At 58.7% G+C, this 15,337-nt stretch carries 12 protein-coding genes; 2 read left to right on the forward strand and 10 right to left on the reverse strand.

Annotated elements, in window-relative coordinates:
* Nucleotides 1-42: 42 nt before the first annotated feature.
* Nucleotides 43-984 carry an RluA family pseudouridine synthase gene (locus HVA01_RS05850; RefSeq protein ID WP_146873863.1) on the reverse strand — a complete coding sequence of 314 codons (942 nt, stop codon included), beginning with the start codon at nt 982-984 and terminating at the stop codon, nt 43-45.
* A gap of 730 nt (nt 985-1,714) precedes the next feature.
* Here HVA01_RS05850 and rne point away from each other — a divergent pair.
* Nucleotides 1,715-4,909: a ribonuclease E gene (gene rne, locus HVA01_RS05855; RefSeq protein ID WP_146873865.1), complete on the forward strand. Its 3,195-nt coding sequence runs from the start codon at nt 1,715-1,717 to the stop codon at nt 4,907-4,909.
* Between the two features lie 79 nt (nt 4,910-4,988).
* On the opposite strand, the gene murB is transcribed toward rne, so the two are convergent.
* From murB to HVA01_RS05890, 7 genes are read right to left on the reverse strand one after another with little or no spacing between them, the layout of a single operon-like run.
* Complete coding sequence (gene murB, locus HVA01_RS05860) at nt 4,989-5,996, reverse strand: UDP-N-acetylmuramate dehydrogenase (RefSeq protein ID WP_146874218.1); 1,008 nt, start codon at nt 5,994-5,996, stop codon at nt 4,989-4,991.
* Between the two features lie 8 nt (nt 5,997-6,004).
* Nucleotides 6,005-6,469: a low molecular weight protein-tyrosine-phosphatase gene (locus tag HVA01_RS05865; protein WP_146873867.1), complete on the reverse strand. Its 465-nt coding sequence runs from the start codon at nt 6,467-6,469 to the stop codon at nt 6,005-6,007.
* Between the two features lie 11 nt (nt 6,470-6,480).
* On the reverse strand, nt 6,481-7,284 hold the full coding sequence (gene kdsB, locus HVA01_RS05870; RefSeq protein WP_246129499.1) for a 3-deoxy-manno-octulosonate cytidylyltransferase: 804 nt from the start codon (nt 7,282-7,284) through the stop codon (nt 6,481-6,483).
* Entirely contained in the window at nt 7,284-7,493 is a 210-nt protein-coding gene (locus HVA01_RS05875) for a Trm112 family protein (RefSeq protein WP_146873869.1), read from the reverse strand. Before HVA01_RS05875 ends, kdsB begins: the two co-directional genes overlap by 1 nt.
* The gene (gene lpxK, locus HVA01_RS05880; RefSeq protein WP_146873871.1) at nt 7,486-8,523 is read right to left on the reverse strand and encodes a tetraacyldisaccharide 4'-kinase; all 1,038 of its coding nucleotides are present in this window, start codon (nt 8,521-8,523) and stop codon (nt 7,486-7,488) included. The genes HVA01_RS05875 and lpxK overlap by 8 nt, the downstream gene beginning before the upstream one ends.
* Nucleotides 8,524-8,533: 10 nt before the next feature.
* Nucleotides 8,534-10,270, reverse strand: a complete 1,737-nt coding sequence (gene msbA, locus HVA01_RS05885) for a lipid A export permease/ATP-binding protein MsbA (protein ID WP_146873873.1) — start codon at nt 10,268-10,270, stop codon at nt 8,534-8,536.
* A gap of 55 nt (nt 10,271-10,325) precedes the next feature.
* Nucleotides 10,326-12,596, reverse strand: a complete 2,271-nt coding sequence (locus HVA01_RS05890) for a DNA internalization-related competence protein ComEC/Rec2 (RefSeq protein ID WP_146873875.1) — start codon at nt 12,594-12,596, stop codon at nt 10,326-10,328.
* A gap of 97 nt (nt 12,597-12,693) precedes the next feature.
* On the opposite strand from HVA01_RS05890, the gene HVA01_RS05895 reads away from it, so the two are divergent.
* On the forward strand, nt 12,694-13,251 hold the full coding sequence (locus tag HVA01_RS05895) for a DUF2062 domain-containing protein (RefSeq protein WP_146874222.1): 558 nt from the start codon (nt 12,694-12,696) through the stop codon (nt 13,249-13,251).
* Nucleotides 13,252-13,304: 53 nt separating this feature from the next.
* Here HVA01_RS05895 and HVA01_RS05900 read toward each other — a convergent pair whose 3' ends face one another.
* On the reverse strand, nt 13,305-14,039 hold the full coding sequence (locus HVA01_RS05900) for an ABC transporter ATP-binding protein (RefSeq protein WP_146873877.1): 735 nt from the start codon (nt 14,037-14,039) through the stop codon (nt 13,305-13,307).
* A 13-nt stretch (nt 14,040-14,052) separates the two neighbouring features.
* Nucleotides 14,053-15,294, reverse strand: coding sequence for a lipoprotein-releasing ABC transporter permease subunit (locus tag HVA01_RS05905; RefSeq protein WP_146873879.1), 1,242 nt, complete (start codon nt 15,292-15,294; stop codon nt 14,053-14,055).
* Between the last annotated feature and the right edge of the window lie 43 nt (nt 15,295-15,337).

Genomic DNA, 15,337 nt, shown 5'->3' on the forward strand with positions numbered 1-15,337 from the left:
TTAAGGGTTAAAGAATCAAAGGGCAAATCAATAGCAGACGCATTATTGACGGGCGCGCTTGAGCGCTTGCTCCAGGGCTTCGGGTAGCGGCGCTTTCACCGTCACCGGGCGGCCATTGGTGGGCTCAGGAAAGGTCAATGCCCGAGCATGCAAAAACAGGCGCCCCAGGCCTAGCTGCTTAGTCAACAGACCGCTTTCACGGGTGGCGTACTTATCGTCGCCCAGCAGCGCATGGCCCGCATGCGTCGCGTGAACGCGAATTTGGTGGGTGCGGCCAGTGACTGGTTCAGCCTCGATCAGCGTGGTTTTTTCAAAGGTTTCGACCACTGAAAAGTGCGTTCGCGATACTTTACCGTTGGGGTCTACCCGCACTCGACGTTCGCCGTTACCGGCGTCAAAGCGGTCCAACCGGGCACTTTCATAAGTCTTACGGGCCGGCCAGCGGCCGCTGACCAAGGCCAAATACCGCTTGTCCATGCCGTGCTTTTTCAGCGATTCATTCAGCGTAACCAGCGCATCGCGGGATTTGGCCAGCAGTAAACAGCCTGACGTATCACGGTCCAAGCGGTGCACCAGCTCTAAAAAACTTAAATCATCGCGCACCTGGCGCAGCGCTTCGATCAAGCCAATTTTAACCCCGCTGCCACCATGCACCGCCAAACCAGAGGGCTTGTTAAGCACCATCCAGTCAGGACCTTCCATAATGACGCTACCTACCAGCAGGTCGCGTAAATTATCGCTTACTTCCTTCATTGCCTCACGGGGCGCCAAGCGTAGCGGCGGGACACGCACTAAATCACCCGCCTGCAAACGATAGTCGACCTTGACGCGCTTTTTATTAACCCGCACTTCCCCTTTACGCACAATGCGGTAGATAAGCGCACGCGGCGCGCCTTTGAGGCGCGTCATGAGAAAATTATCAATTCGCTGCCCTGCTTGTTCCGGGGCGATATCCACCCACTGTACTTCACGCCCTTCGGACATTACCGCTTGCTCCTGCTGTAGCTCGATGAGATCGGCCTTAAAATGGCATTCTAACGTAGACCCAAGCGCATTGCGTCAATTGCTGGTCGTTGTCTTTACTGTTATATTCCAAACGTTCACCAGCCAAACGCAGAGAGCATACTTGTCTTGCGCTAGCGACTAGTCGATAAACCGCTAATTGCTTAGCAGAAACTATTAACGCTGAGTTTGGTGAATGCGCCTGCCCGACTAACACGCAGGCCTGAACACGAAAAACGACGCTAGTGTACGCATTGCACGTTTTTCCGGTATTAAAATCTGATCTTAGAGCCTGATCTTAAAATGTAGTAACTCTGCCGCCCGTTTTTCATGCTGGCAGAGGGAATAAGCCTTGCCCTCAACGGCAGGCAGCAACTTAACAACGCCACGCCCAGAGCAGCGCCGCCTTTACGTCACAAGGCGCTGACTGCCTCCGGGCGACAAGTTCAACGCTGTGCCGGTGGCCGGCGTTGGTGAATCGATGAATGCCAGGTGTTGGCGGTGTCAGCAGGGCCGGATGGATGTGACAGCCACCGGAACATGTCCTGCCTCCGCCACGTACTCAACGCCCTATTGGCCGGGTTGGCGCTAACGCCTTCCCGGCCTGACGCGTCAGCATAGCAATGCGCCGAGCACAAGCACGCTGCAACCAGCGATTCGCCTACGTCTCCCCCTAGGCAGTTCGCCGGCACGCAACGCTATGCGAGACACTATGAAACGTATGCTTATCAATGCGACCCAGCCAGAAGAGCTGCGCGTCGCATTAGTAGATGGACAACGCCTGTACGATTTAGACATCGAGTCCGGCGCTCGAGAACAGAAAAAAGCCAACATCTATCGCGGTAAAATTACCCGCGTCGAACCTTCCCTGGAAGCCGCCTTTGTTGACTACGGCGCCGACCGTCACGGCTTTTTGCCGCTCAAAGAGATCTCCCGCGAGTACTTTGTCAAAGACGTTTCAGGACGTCCCAGCATTAAAGAAGTACTTAAAGAGGGCCAAGAGGTCATCGTTCAGGTCGACAAGGAAGAGCGTGGCAACAAAGGCGCCGCGCTAACCACCTTTGTCAGCCTGGCGGGGCGTTTTTTGGTGTTGATGCCCAATAACCCGCGGGCGGGTGGCATTTCACGGCGCATTGAAGGCGATGAACGCAGCCAGCTCAAAGAGGCCATGGGGCAAATGACCGTGCCCGATAAAATGGGCCTGATCGTGCGCACCGCCGGCATTGGCCGCAATCCGGAAGAACTGCAGTGGGACTTGGACTATCTGGTTCAGGTATGGGAATCCATCACCACTGAAGCCGCCAAGCGCCCTGCCCCCTTCCTGATCTACCGTGAATCCAACGTTATCATTCGCGCGATGCGCGATTACTTGCGCCAGGACATTGGCGAAGTATTGATCGATAGCCCCGAGATTCATGCTGAAGCGCTGGCCTTTATTCGCCAGGTAATGCCGTCTTATCAGCAAAAGATCAAGCTGTACGCGGACGAAGTGCCGCTATTTTCGCGCTTTCAAATTGAATCGCAAATCGAAACCGCTTATCAGCGCGAAGTAAAACTTCCCTCTGGCGGGTCGATTGTGATCGACCATACCGAAGCGCTGGTCTCCATCGACATCAACTCCGCCCGGGCCACCCGCGGTAGCGATATCGAAGAGACCGCCCTGCAGACCAACTCTGAAGCCGCCGATGAAATTGCCCGCCAGCTGCGCCTGCGCGATATTGGCGGCCTGGTGGTGATCGACTTTATCGATATGGGGCCCGCGCGCAACCAGCGCGAAGTTGAAAACCGCATGCGTGACGCGCTTAAGCTGGATCGGGCGCGGGTTCAGATCGGCCGCATTTCGCGCTTTGGCCTGATGGAAATGTCCCGCCAGCGGCTGCGCCCCTCGCTGGGTGAAACCAGCGGCGTGGTTTGCCCGCGCTGTAACGGCCAGGGCACTATCCGCGACGTGCGTTCGCTCTCACTGTCGATCATGCGCCTGATTGAAGAAGAGGCCATGAAAGAGAATAGCGCCCAGATTCGCGCGATTCTGCCGGTACCGGTGGCCACCTACCTGCTCAACGAAAAACGTAGCGTACTCGCCGATCTTGAGTCGCGTCAGGGTGTGCGTGTGGTGCTGCTGCCCAATCCCGATATGGATACGCCGCACTACGACGTACAGCGTCTGCGCGATGACCACATCGACGAGGATGACACCCAAAGCCTGTCGAGCTTTGAAATCTCCACCGAAACCGACATAGGCAAAGAGCCAACGCCCAGCTTTGTCCCCCCGGCAATGCGCGCTGAAGCCGCCGTGAAAAGCGTCACCCACAACGCCCCGGCGCCGGCTTCGCTGCAAAGCGAAGAGCAAGCGCCTACTGCTCCCTCTGCCCCGGCGGCTGAAGCAACACCGGTGGCCAACGAGCAGCCCAGCGTCATTGGCCGCTTTATGCGCAGCTTCGCCAAGTTATTAGGTAGCGACGAGGGCACCACTGAGCCCACGCCTGCGCCCGAGGCTGAAACACCGGCGCCGCGTAAGCCGAGCGAGCGTAAGCCCCCTCAGCGTGGCAGTGAGACACGGCAAAAATCATCGCGCGACGAACGGGGCAGCAACCGGAACGAACCGCGCAGCGAGAACGCTAACAAAGCCGAGTCGAAAAGCAGCGAGCAACGCAACAACACGCCGAGCCCTGCCAGTGACGATAATAGCGATAAGCGCAGCGGCCCCAGCCGCACCCGCAATCGCCGCCGCCACCCCCAGCAAGACGATGCCAATGAGCAAACGTCGAGCCAGAAAGCGCCGCGTAAAGAAAGCCAAGCTGACAGCTCTTCTAAAGATGACTCTTCCAAAGACGGCTCTGTAAAAGACAGTTCTGCAAAAGACAGTTCTGCAAAAGAGGGCGCTGGCAAAGACAACGTAGCTAAACAGAGCGGCAAGAGTGCACCGAAGAAAGCAGCGCGTCGCGAGCCCGAGAATGACAGCAGCGCTGACGATCAGCGTGACGAGGCGGCCAAGCAGGATGACGGCAAGCCCAAGCGGACGCGCAATAACCCGCGCAACCGTTCGCGCAGCCAGGCGGTTAATCCCAAGGCAGAAGCTGAGCAGCTAAAACTTCAGGCCGAGGCAGCCCAAGCGCCTGAGGAAGCGCCGGAAACGCCGACCCAGCCCAGCCAAATGCCAACCGAGGCGCCGGTGGAAACGGTGAAAGCATCGGCAGAGGAAGCTGCAAAAGCGGTTGAAGCGGCTGAAGCTGATACCAGCGCTGAGCACCCGGCGGCCGAGAAGTCGAAAGCGCGCAAGTCTACGCGTCAACGTCGTCAGCCTGAAACAGCCCAAGAGGCCGCCGTTAGCGAATCGGATGCAAAGGCCGACACCGCTCAAGCGCCGGACGAGGCCGTTGCTGAGCCTGCTCATTCTGAAGACAACGCCAGTGACGCACCCGCTGAAGCGCCTGCCGCAGAAGCGTCTGACGCAGAAGCGTCTGCCGCAGAAGCGTCTGCCGCAGAAGAGTCTGCCGCAGAAGAGTCTGACGCCGAAGCCGACGCGCCCAAGGCTGAGAGCCAACAGGTCGAGGATAGCCAGCCGGAAGCATCAAGCGAGGCGCCTGAGCAGCCTGCCAGTACGTCTGAGGTAGCGGAGACTCAACCAGCACCACAGGCGGCAGAACCCTCGCAGGCAGACCAACCGAAGGCGCCTGAAGCGCCAACGGCTGAGCCTGAAACTGCACAGCCCGTCAGCGAAGCTGCTGCTGAGACACCCACTGAAGCAGCTGCCGACGCGCCCGCTGAAACTGCCGAAACGCCTAGCAAAACGACGGGTGAAGAAAGCAGCGAAGAAAGCATGCCCAAACCGCGGCGGCGTACTCGGGCCCACAACGACCCGCGTGAAAAGCGTAAGCAAGCGCAACAAGACACGCATTCCGAGTAAATCGGTAACGCGTTGACGTAGCAAAAATCCCCGCCGAGGCGGGGATTTTTGCGTTATAAAAGGCCTGCTGGAAAAAGTATTAAGGGTTGATCAACCGCGGCTCGGGCTCCAGCCGCATACCAAAGCGTGCCTCTACCCGGGCGGCAATATAGTCCGCGGTCTTCATCAGCCCCTGACGATCTCCACCGCCAAAGTGCACAAGCACCAGCGCTTGGTGCTGGTGCACGCCAAAGGCACCGTCACGCATGCCTTTCAACCCACACTGATCGATCAACCAACCCGCCGCCAGCTTGGTTAGCCCTTCGCCCTGAGGAAAATGCGGCATCGCCGGGTACTGACGCAACAACTGCGCCGCCTGCTCATCGGTCACTAGAGGGTTTTTAAAAAAGCTACCCGCATTGGCAAGCACCTGTGGATCGGGCAGCTTTTCACGCCGAATGGCACATACCGCTTCGGCTACCCCAAGCGGTGTGGGTGTGCCGGGTAATCGCGCGGCGAGATCGCCATAGCCGAGCCGGGGGGCTGACGTACGCGACAAACGCAGCACCCACTGGGTAATCACCACACGACCGGCCAGTTCGCCTTTAAAGATACTGTCACGATAGCCAAAAGCGCACGCTTCGGCGCTCAACCAGTAGACGCGACCGCTGGTGAGTTCCATTACCTGCACTGCTTGTAGGGTGTCGGCAAGCTCAACCCCGTAGGCACCAATGTTTTGCACCGGCGCGGCCCCGCAGCTACCGGGAATCAGTGCCAGGTTTTCGATCCCCCACAGGCCGCGCGCCGCCGTCGCCATGACTAGGCGATGCCAATTAACCCCGGCGCCAACATAAACCAACACCTGGCCTTGATGCTCGGCCAGCCACCATTGATTAAGTGCAGGGCGCACTACCAAACCGGGTAGTCGTTCAGGCAGTAGCACATTGCTGCCGCCGCCTAATAGCGTCACCGGCCAACCCTGACGGCGTGCCTCGGCTAACGTTTGGTGTAGTACAGTTAATGTCGTTGGTGCCGCGAAGCGCTCGGCCTGGCAAGGCAGTCTTAGCGTATTCGCGGCGGTCAAATCGACATTGCCAAGAAGTTTCATCCGCCCCATTACAGCTCACGCTGGAGGTGTCGAATCAACCCTTCTGAGGCAGCTTCAATCATATCCAGCACGTTCTCAAACCCCTCATCACCGCCAAAATAGGGGTCTGGGACTTCGCCACCAGGGGTGCCAGCAAAATCCAACAATAGCCCAACATGCGCCTGGCTATTGGCGGGTTTAAGGTCGCGCATAGCGCGCAAATTGTCCTCATCCATGCCCAGCACGTAGTCGAACTCAGCAAAATCCTGCTCGCTTAGCTGGCGAGCGCGCAGGCCACTCAAGTCAATCCCCCGGCGCTGCGCCGCCTGCTGCGCTCGTGCATCCGGCGCTTTGCCTATATGCCAATTGCCCACACCACAGGAGTCTATTGCAACGTCATTGGCCATTCCCGCCTGCTCCAGAGCGCGACGAAAAATACCTTCGGCGGTGGGTGATCGGCAGATATTGCCCAAGCAAACAAATAATACTTTCACCACAGCTCTCCTTAAACACTTGGCTGAGCAAGTAGCGCTCTTACCCGCGCTAGATCCTCGGCGGTATCGACACCCGCGGGGTTTAGCTCGCAGGCTAAGGCCACTTGAATAACATGCCCATGCTGCAGCGCACGCAGCTGCTCAAGCTGTTCGAGTTGCTCAAGACTCGCGGCGGGCCAGTCACGGTAGGCGGCCAGGAAACCCGCACGGTAGGCATAGAGGCCGATATGACGCAGCCAGGCATCGGTCGCCAGCAGGGTCGGCGGCGCTTTGAAGTGCTCGCGGTCCCAGGGAATCGGCGCCCGGGAGAAATACAGCGCGCGGCCCTGCAGCGTGCGCACCACCTTAACCACGTTAGGATTAAACAGTGAGGCAACGTCGCTAATCGGCTCCGCCAAGGTGGCTATCGATGCGTCGGGATCCTCAGCTAAGCGCAGCGCCACTTGGTCAATTAACGCCGGTGGAATCAACGGTTCATCGCCCTGCACATTGACCACCAGGGCGTCGCTTGCTAAACCTAAGCGATCAGCCACTTCGGCTAAGCGGTCGGTCCCCGACGGGTGATCGTCGCGGGTCATAATCACTTCGGCACCGTAAGGCAGCATGGCATCGCCAATGCGGCTATCATCAGTGGCCACCACGACGCGGCTGGCGTGGCTTTGGCAAGCGCGACGCCATACATGAGCGATCATCGGCTCGCCGGCGATTTCCAGCAACGGCTTACCGGGTAATCGCGTGGAGCCATAGCGGGCAGGCACCACAACGGTAAACTCAGGCACCACCATGTCAATCACTGCACCGTCTGGAAAAGCCATCAAGCGTCTCCCGAACGTCCCGGTGACGTGTGCAATTTCTCATCGGCATCCATAACACGCGCCTCTTCCGGCAACATCACCGGAATCCCCTCCTGGATGGGATAGGCCAAGCCATCGTAATGGCAGCGCAGCTCTTGCGCCTCGCGATCGTATTTCAACTTGCCGTTACATAACGGGCAAACCAGCATTGCCAGCAGTTCCTTATCCATGCGCGTGTCTCCTTTGGGAAAGTGCCGACAGCCGCGCTGCCAGCCAGTGCTCAAATTCTGGTGGAAGCGTTGCTTCCACGTCTAATACCCAGCTATTGGCTGGCGCAAAAGCATGACACTTCACCGCGTCCTTAGCCGTCATAACAACCGGGCGGCGATGGGGAAAGTTTAGCGCCTCAGCGCTAAATTGCTGGTGATCAGCCAATGGGTGCCAGTCGCCCGCTACCCCCAAAGCGCGCAACGTGCGAAAAAAACGTTCGGGATGCCCGATCCCCGCCACCGCGTTCACCGGTAGCGTAAACGGCAACGGCGCTAGCGGAAAGCGCGCACTATCTTCCAGGCGGCGCCAGCAAAGCGGGGCTAACTGCATGCTTGTGGCAGGCGCTTGCATTGGCAGCGGATGCTGCAAACGGCCGTTGACGATCACCGCATCCACGCGCTGTAGCCGACTAAACGACTCACGCAGCGGCCCGGCGGGCAGGCAGCGCCCGTTACCCAACCCTCGGGCGCCATCGACGACTAACAGCTCGATATCGCGGCCTAGCGCTAAATGCTGTAAGCCGTCGTCGCTGAGGACAATATCGCACCCCGCCTCAATCAGCGCCTGGACGCCCCGCTTGCGCTGGGGGTCCGCAACCACCGGCAGCCGCGTTTGCTGTGCGAGCATCAGCGGTTCGTCACCGCTCTCCCTAACGCTGCTGCCAGGGGTGACAAACAGCGGGTAATGCGGCGCTTTGCCACCATAGCCACGGGTGACAATTCCCGGTGACCAGCCTTGGGACGCTAACCAATTGGCTAACCAGGCGACCAGCGGTGACTTACCCGTTCCGCCCAGCGTAATGTTACCCACGACGATAACCGGCACCGGCGCTTGCCAGACCTCTTTTTTACCGCGTCGGTAGGCACGTTCACGCCTCGCCATGGCCCACTGATAAAGCGCACCCAAGGGTCTCAACGGCGATAGCCAGCGACTGCCTTGATAAGCGCCTTCCAGCCAGCGTTGAGCCAGCGTTCTCTTGGCCAAGCTCATGTTAATCGGCTCATGGCGTTTCTTGAAACTGCAGCTGATGCAGCGCCGCGTAGGCACCGTTGGCATCCAGCAGCGCCTGATGGGAACCCTCTTCAATAATACGCCCCTGGTCCATCACCACAATTCGGTCGGCCCGCTCAATGGTCGACAGGCGGTGGGCGATGACCAGCGTGGTACGGCCTTCACAAACACGCTCAAGGGCTTTTTGAATATAGCGCTCGGATTCGGTGTCCAGCGCTGAGGTGGCTTCATCCAGCACCAGCAGCGGCGCATCCTTGAAAATCGCCCGGGCAATTGCCAGCCGCTGGCGCTGTCCGCCGGAAAGCATCACGCCGTTTTCGCCGACGGTGGTGGCGTAGCCATGGGGCAGCTTGTCGATAAACTCGTGGGCATAGGCGGCTTCGGCGGCGGCTTGAATGGCCTGTGGGTCCGGATTGGACACCCCGTAAGCAATATTGTCGGCGATTGAGGCGTTAAACAGCGTCACCTGCTGAGAGACCAAGGCAATTTGCTGGCGTAGCGGCCCCAGCGCGTAGTCGTCAATATTAATCCCATCGATGCTGATGCTGCCTTCGCTGATCCGGTAAAAACGCGGCAGCAGACTCACCAGCGTCGATTTACCACTCCCCGAACGCCCGACAATCGCCACTAACTCGCCCGGCGCCAGGCGTAAATTAATGTTATGCAGCACGTTAGGCTGATCATCGCCGTAGCGAAAGCTTACATTATCAATCACCAGCTCACCGCTTAACCGGCTGGCGATGCGCTTGCCCTGGTCTTTTTCAGGCGTCATATCGAGTAGCCCAAAGAGCTCGGAGGCAGCCGCCAGCCCTTTTTGGATCTCACCGTTAATTTCGGTTAGCTGGCGCACCGGCTTGATCATCAGGGCCGCCGCGGTAATAAAGGCGACAAACTCCCCTGGGGTCATGTTTTCCATCAGCGAGGGCGCCATGGCGAGCCACACCAGCAGCGCCATGGAAATGGCCACTAGCATCAAAATCACCGGCGAACTCACCGCTCGGGTCATGGCTTCTTTCATACTCTGACGACGATTCTCTTCACTAACCCGTTCAAAGCGCTGTTTTTCATAGTCTTCCGCGCCGTGAGTACGCACCACCCGGTAACCCGACAGCGCCTCAGAGGCCACATGCGTGACATCACCCATGGAGCTTTGAATGCGCTTTGCGATACGCCGAAAACGCTTACTGACGTAGCTTACGACCACGGCAATAATCGGTGTTACGCCCAAAAAAAGCAGCGTTAACATCCAGTTGGTCCACAGCAGATAGAGCACCAGCCCAATCACAAACAGGCCTTCGCGCAGAATAATCGTCACTGCCTTGGTGGCCGCCCCTGCCACTTGCTCAACATGGTAGGTCACCCGCGAGACCAATTGGCCGCTGGAGTGGTGGTCAAAAAACCACCCCGGCAGATGCAGCAGGTGGGCAAACACGTCGCAGCGCAGGTTATGAATCACGTAACGGCCCACATAGGCCATAAAATAGGTACTTAAAAAGGTACCTAGCCCCCGAGAGGAAAACATGATGATGACAAACAGCGGCAGCAAGAGCCGGAAGGCGGCATCCGGATTTTGAATACCATCAATCAAGCGCTTCATCATTTCCGCAAGCGCCGTGCTTGACGCGGCGTACACCACAAACCCCACGACCGCCAGCGCAAAAGCGCGCCAATAGGGCTTTACATAGCCCAATAACCGCTTATAGATATTCCAACCTGAATCAGTCACATGCGCTCCTGGCAATATGTGCAGTGCGCAAGATTCTACCTGATGACGAAGCGCTTCAACACTGGTTGCGACGACCTGGCAACTTGCGTGTGGTTGTCATCTGCATAGGATGGCGAGCGTCTAGCCAAAAACGCAGTGCGCCATCCTGCGCCGTGCTCCACAGGCAGCTTCCCTGCTGGCGAAAAAGCCGGACGACGGAATCCACCGGATGGTCAAACGGATTGTCCCGCCCGGCGCTAAAAATCACCTGCTGAGGCGCCATGCGACGCACAAACTGAATACCCGAACTGCTGCCACTGCCGTGATGCCCGGCCACCAGCACGCTGACCGGCGAACCCACATCCAGCAGAAAACGGCGCTCTACCTCGCTGCTCACATCGCCGGTGATCAATAGCCGCTGCTCGCCCACCCTCACCTCCAGCACACAGGAACGATCATTGGCCGACAACGCGTTAGCGCCTGCTGGCGGCCAAAGAAAGCGATAGTCAACGCCATCACGCTGCCACGCTTGCCCGCGCTGACAGGCGGTATTCGACACTGGCAGCGCCTCGCCTGCGGGCGCTATCCACTGGCTGACCCGATGATCGGCTAGCAGCGCGCCAATGCCGCCCGCATGGTCATTATCGGCGTGGCTGACAATCACCTGATCAAACTGCTGCCCCGGTGACCACAGCGCCTCCAAGGGCATAAAACCGCCCCGAAACTGCGGCCCGGTGTCATAGAGAAGCCGGTAATGCTGGCTACGCAGCTCTATTAACTGCCCCTGCCCCACATCGTGCACGCTCACCCTTAACGCGCCGGGCGACATCGCTGGCGCCAGCGACCACCACGGCAGCGCAACGACCAGCACGCTAGACAGCAACCGCCCACCCGGCATCACGGCAGGCAGCCCCCAGCATAACGACAGCAGTAGCAATGCCAAGGCAAGCGGATACGTTAACGGTCGTTCAGGCTCCCAGAGTGGCCAGTGCTGAACCGCAAGCGTCAACAATACATGTAAAATATTGAGCGCCGCTTCAAACAGCCACCATACCGCCTCCCCCACCCAGGGGAGCGGCGCGAGCAACCAGCCCAGCAGCGCCGTGGGCACCATCACCGAGCTCACCCACGGCACGGCGACTAAGTTAATCAACGGGGCGGCGGGCGCTACGCGGCCAAAAGCCACCAATACGGCAGCGGCCATTAGCGGCGCCAAGAGCAGCTGTGTTCTGACCAGCGCCCAGCACCAGCCTTTGATACCCTGCGGCCGCTGACGCCCCTGCCAGATCAGAATCAGCCATGCCACGGCCACAAAAGATAGCCACATCCCTGGGCGCCACAACGCCAGCGGATCAACGATCAGCACCAGTGCAAGCGCCAACCACCAGCCTTGCCAGGGGCTCGGCGCATGTCGCCCGCTGAGCACCCATAGCCCAATCAAACTCATCACCATGGCCCGCATGGCCGGCGGTGCCATGCCGGCAAGCACGGCATAGCCAACGCAGGCTAGCGCGGCCAACCACCACGGCCAAGTACGCATACGCCAGTGGGTAGGCGTGGTAAAACGAGCGGCTAATTTGGCTAGCAGCAGCACAAACGACGCCACCAGCCCGACATGCAGCCCCGAAATCACCACCAGATGCGTGGTGCCGGTGGCATTCAGCAGTGACCAGTCGTCTTGGGTAAGCTGTTCGCTCTCGCCAAGCGTCAGCGCTGCCAACCAGCGCTTGGTGCGCGCATCAAGCGGCTGATCGGCTAAAAAATCCAGCGCTAGCTGGCGTATAGAAGGGCCGGCGGGAGATAGCCGAACCGGCGGTGGCTCTGGGCGCAGGTAACCCGTGGCATGAATCCCTTCGCGCCACAGCCATTGCTCATAATTGAAGGTGCCGGGGTTGGCAAACCCGCTGGGCGGACGCAGGCGGAGCGTCATCTGCCACTGTTCGCCGGGCTGAAAGAGGAGGTCATCGCCATAGGCCGACACGCGCACTTTATCCAGCATCGAGCAGCTCGGCCGCTGGGCAGGGCCTCGGCACTGATCAATGCTTAACAACAGGCGCGTTGCATCACCGTTTGGCTGGGCGGTCAAAATAGTCGCCTCAACGGCGATATCTTCACCGCTCAGCCCCGCCGGCAGCCGGCTGGCCCATTCGCTCTGCACACCGACAAACACCCACACGCCAATCAGAAGCCAAACGCCTAGCCGCGGGCGCCACACCAGCGCCAGTAAAGCCGCTAACGACAGCCCGCCGAACGCGTTGAATGGCAAGCCAGCGGCAATGCTATACCACGCAAAAAGCCCCCCGGCGAGTGCCGCAACAGCGGCTGGCATGGCAACGCCTAACCGCATAAGGCCCTCCTTGGCGAGTGTTCATTGATGGCCGAGCATAGCCGAAAGGCGATGCAATATGGATAATAGGCGCTATCAACAGGTAAGAGTATCCGTTATGCCGCGCCGGTTCCTGCAGCGCTACATGCCCAAACCGGACACTATCAGGAAACAGCGCTCGTTACGCTTTATAGCGCCGTTGATTGCCGATCCGGGGTTGTGGCTTTTAACCCGCCGAAGCGTTGCCAATGCGTTTAGCGTGGGCGTTTTTTGCGCGATGCTCCCGATCCCTTTTCAGATGGTGATCGCGGCCCTGGGCGCTCGCGTAACCCGTTGCAATTTGGCCCTGTCGATTGGTTTGGTGTGGATCACTAATCCATTGACGATGCCGCTGATCTTTTACGGTAACTACTGGATCGGCACCTTTATACTCGGCGCGCCGGTGCGCGAGGCCCCTTCACGGATTTCAACGCGCTGGGTTGCCGAGCAAATGCACGACATTATGCCGCCACTCATCCTCGGCTCTTTGGTCACAGCGGTCATCTTAGCGATTGTGGCCAATATCGGAGTTCGTCTTATCTGGCGTTGGCATGTCTCGCACCACTGGAAACGCCGCCGCCTAAAACGTCGGCAGCGGCGCGAGCAGATTGAAGCAGAGTTCGATGATAGGGTTTGAGGTAGCGTTTGAGGTAGCGTTTAACGATGAGGCCTAATGACTGAACTAGCGCATCAAGCCTGCGACGCTTTCAACGCTGGCGCCTGTTCTACCAATTTCCCCGCATCCAGCTTGAGCACGCGGTCTTGATGGGCAGCCATGCTGACGTCGTGGGTCACGATCACAAAAGCGCAGGCGCTCTCTTTGGCCAGCTCATCCATCAATGCCAAGATGGTGGCGGCCGTGGTCTGATCCAGATTGCCCGTCGGCTCGTCCATTAACACCAGGCTTGGATCGGTCACCAGCGCCCGAGCAATCGCCACCCGTTGACGTTCACCGCCGGACAGCTCGCCAGGCTTATGGTCAGCGCGGGGCTGCATACCGACTCGCTCGAGTATCTGCATTGCCCGCTGCTCAGCCGCTTTCTTAGACTGACCACGAATAATCAGCGGCAAAGCGGCGTTTTCGACCGCCGTAAACTCTGCCAGCAAATGGTGAAACTGGTAAACAAACCCAATGTAGCGGTTGCGAAAGCTGCCCAGCGCGGCTTCATTCAGGCCTGACAGCGACTCGCCGGCGATGATCACGCCACCCTCGCTGGGCCGGTCAAGACCGCCCAATAGATTGAGCAGCGTTGTCTTACCCGACCCCGAACTGCCTACGATCGCCACGCGCTCGCCAGCGCGCACCTGCAAATTGAGCTTATCCAATACCGTCAGGTCTTGGGGACCTTCGCTATAGGTACGGGTTAGCCCCTGGCAATCGAGCATAATAGCGGCTTCTTGCGGTGTTTCCGTTGACCTACTCATGTCGGCATCCTGATTATTCATAACGCAATACATCCGCTGGCTGAACCCGCGCCGCCCGCCACGCCGGATAGAGCGTCGACAGGAACGTCAAGCCAAAGGCGGCCAAAACGATACGACTGACATCATTCCACTGCAGTTGAGAGGGTAGATCGCTGATGAAGTAGACCCCAGCATCCAAGAACTGGATACCCAGCGTTCCCTCAACCCAGCCGATGAGATCGGCAATCGTGAGCGCCAGCAACACACCCACGGCCACCCCGACGGCGATGCCGATCAGCCCAATCGCCATGCCTTGCACAATGAAGATGCCCATAATCGAGCTCGGTTTAGCGCCGATCGTACGCAGAATAGCGATATCCGCGCGCTTGTCGGTGACCACCATGACCAGCGTCGAGACGATGTTAAACGCCGCCACGGCGATAATCACCGTTAACAGTAGCGCGATCATGCGCTTTTCCATTTGTATCGCCTGGAAAAGGTTGCCTTGGGAGAAGGTCCAATCGCTACCACGATACTCAGGGCCCAGCTCATTGAGAATCGCCTGGGTTTCGCTACTGGCGGCAAACAAATCATCCAGCTCCAAGCGAAGCCCGCCTACTGCATCGCCCAGGCGGGCAAGGGTCTGCATATCTTCGATATTGGCGTAAGCCAGGTTGGCATCCAGTTCAGCGCCGACGCTAAAAATACCGCTGACGGTAAAGCGCTTTAAACGCGGAAAAACACCGGCGGGGGTAATTGACGCTTCGGGCACCAGCAGCGTCACCCGGTCCCCAACGCCAACGCCTAAGTTGCGCGCCAGCATGGAGCCTAGCACCACGTGCCACTCACCGGGCACCAGATCACTCAGCTCGCCTTGGCGCATATGCTCGCTGATAATCGAGACCCGGTCTTCCCATTCAGGGTTAATGCCATTCACCATGGCCCCCTGATTGCGCCCGCCCACCGAGAACATGCCCTGCTGCTCCACGTAAGGTGCCGCGCCGATGACGCGCTCGCGCTGCATTAACTCTTCAGCCAGGGACTCCCACTCGACCATGCCCACCCGGGACTCAATTTTGGCGTGGGGCACCATGCCCAGGATGCGCGTGCGTAATTCGTGATCGAAGCCGTTCATCACCGACAGCACTAGAATAAGTACCGCGACCCCGAGCATTAACCCCAGCATTGAGGTAAGCGAAATAAACGAAATAAAGTGGTTCCGGCGTTTAGCGCGCACGTAGCGCAGCCCCACCAGAAAAGGCAAACGATCAAGCATGGCGTGATTCCTTATCAATAAGCGCTCATGGTACGGTTTTTTG

This window comes from Halovibrio variabilis (assembly GCF_007991175.1).
Taxonomy (GTDB): Bacteria; Pseudomonadota; Gammaproteobacteria; order Pseudomonadales; family Halomonadaceae; genus Vreelandella; species Vreelandella variabilis.